The organism is Streptomyces jumonjinensis (assembly GCF_009600885.1).
GTDB classification, from domain to species: domain Bacteria; phylum Actinomycetota; class Actinomycetes; order Streptomycetales; family Streptomycetaceae; genus Streptomyces; species Streptomyces jumonjinensis.
The window spans coordinates 8642-10477 of the sequence record NZ_VCLA01000194.1; the positions used below are offsets into that span (position 1 = coordinate 8642).

At 73.8% G+C, this 1836-nt stretch carries 3 protein-coding genes; all 3 read right to left on the minus strand.

Features of this window, described 5'->3' with window-relative positions; translation table 11 throughout:
- Window positions 1-490, minus strand: a 490-nt coding sequence (locus FF041_RS32485) for an ATP-binding protein (protein ID WP_153526187.1), incomplete at its 3' end; no start/stop codon positions are given.
- Window positions 490-1464 carry a hypothetical protein gene (locus FF041_RS32490; protein ID WP_153526083.1) on the minus strand — a complete coding sequence of 325 codons (975 nt, stop codon included), beginning with the start codon at window positions 1462-1464 and terminating at the stop codon, window positions 490-492. The genes FF041_RS32485 and FF041_RS32490, both read right to left, overlap by 1 nt.
- A 2-nt stretch (window positions 1465-1466) precedes the next feature.
- Window positions 1467-1799 carry a hypothetical protein gene (locus FF041_RS32495; RefSeq protein WP_153526188.1) on the minus strand — a complete coding sequence of 111 codons (333 nt, stop codon included), beginning with the start codon at window positions 1797-1799 and terminating at the stop codon, window positions 1467-1469.
- Window positions 1800-1836 lie beyond the last annotated feature (37 nt).

Sequence of the window (1836 nt, forward strand, 5' to 3'; positions counted from 1 at the left end):
ACTTCGCGGCCCCGAGGTCGTCGATGATCAGCAGCGGGCAGCGGGCGAGATCCCGGAGTTCGCGCTCGCCGTCGTGCCCGGGGCGCGGGCGCAGGTCGGCGTAGAGGTCGGCGGCGGTGACCGCCTTCCACCGCAGCCGCACCCCCGCCCCGATCAGGCTGCGGACCGCGCCGTACGCCTGGTGGGTCTTGCCCGTGCCGGTGGTCCCGGCGATCAGCAGCGACCGGCCCTGCGCGATCCCCGGCGCCCCGCCCGGACCCGGCCGCCCGGCGGCGGCGATGTCGCGGACCCAGGCGGCGACCGCCGGGTGATCCGCCGTGGCGGTGCGGTAGCGAGCGGGGATCCGGGACTCGGCGGCCAGCAGGGCCGGGACCGGCTCCGGTCCGCCCTGTGGCGTGCTGGTGGGTTCGATGCCCCGGGTGGTGAGGATGTGGGCGAGGCGGCGGGCGAGGCCGCCGACGGGCTGGGGCTGGGCGTTCGGTGCGCGCATCACAGCTCCTCGGCGTAGGCGGCGGCAGGGTCGGCGGGATTCGCCCAGGCGCGGCGTGCGGGCACGGTAGCCGGGAAGCCCGGCCGGTCCAAGCCGCCTCCGGCGTTCATGGCCTCGTGGACCAGGCTCGGCAGGGTGCTGGGGTGCAGGCCCCGGGCGCGGTGGCGGGCGAGCCCGGCGCGGACGTGGTCCGGGTCGATGCCCTCGGCCAGCAGCCGGGCGGTCTCCCGCCCGAGGTGCCCGAGCACCCCGCTCGGGGGCCGGTGGGCGCAGGCCGCCTCGTACTCGGTGATGAGCTGCTTCGCCGAGACGGTCCGGGGTGCGGGGGCGCTCGCGCCCCGAGCAGTTGTTCCTAGGTCCAGGTTCCTAGGTCCTAGATCCGGACCATGAGCCCTCACTGAGGGCTCACTGAGTCCTCCGTGAGTACTCAGTGAGGGCTCACTGAGTGCCGGTTGACCTGCGGTTTTGTGATGTGCGGCGGATTGCGTGAGGGCTCCGTGAGGGCTCACTGAGCCCTCAGTGAGCCCTCCGTGATTCCTCACCGCGTCCTCCGTGAGGGCTCCGTGAGCCGTCACGGCCAGCTCCGGTACGACCGTGGTCGCGGTCGGCGCGGTGGGGGTTTCGTGGTGGGGGCAGGGCGGGGTGCGGATGCCGGAGGGCCGATTGATTTTCTGGTGCTTGCGCCAGGTGACGATGTGGGCGTAGCGGCGGTTTTCGCCGTCCTCGTGGACGGTGTAGCGGCAGACGAGGTTGTGTTCGGCGAGCTGGGTGAGGTCGTCTTCGACGCCGAGGGGGCCGTGTCCGGGGCGGTAGGACCAGAGGGCTCCGGCGAGGACGGCGGGCTGGTCGCGGAAGCGTCCGTGGTCGTCGGCCTCGGTCAGGAGGCCGAGGAAGGTGCGTTCGGCGGAGAGGGAGACCGCGGCGAGTGACTCGGAGCGGAACGCTTCGGGTTTGATGGTGCGGATCCTCGGCATGGTCAGCGGCCCCCGCCCGTGGCGGCGTACGCCTTCGCGGCGGGCCGCAGGGTGCCGGTGGCGAGGTCGAGGTCGTGGGCCTCGGCCCAGTCGGCGCTGGGGTGGGCGCGGATGATCCAGCGGGCGGCGGTCAGCCCCTTGGCCCGAGTGACGGTGAGGATGCGGCCGTGGGTGTCATAGGCGCGCAGGTGAGGGCTCGGCCACTTCTGGGTCGGGTCGCATTGGGAGACCCGGGCGGTGGCGGCTCCGGGGATCATCGCGGCGATGGCGCGGGCGAGCCGGAGGCTCCGGTCGGGGGCCGGGGCAGCGGCCGTTCCGTTCTGGTGCGCGGGCATGCAAGAATTCCCTACTTGTAGGTGGAGCGGGGCGGCC

Bases quoted from the DNA above. Each gene is read 5' to 3' on its own strand.
- FF041_RS32490 (WP_153526083.1), bottom strand. From the start codon at position 1,464: ATGCCGAGGATCCGCACCATCAAACCCGAAGCGTTCCGCTCCGAGTCA.
- FF041_RS32495 (WP_153526188.1), bottom strand. From the start codon at position 1,799: ATGCCCGCGCACCAGAACGGAACGGCCGCTGCCCCGGCCCCCGACCGG.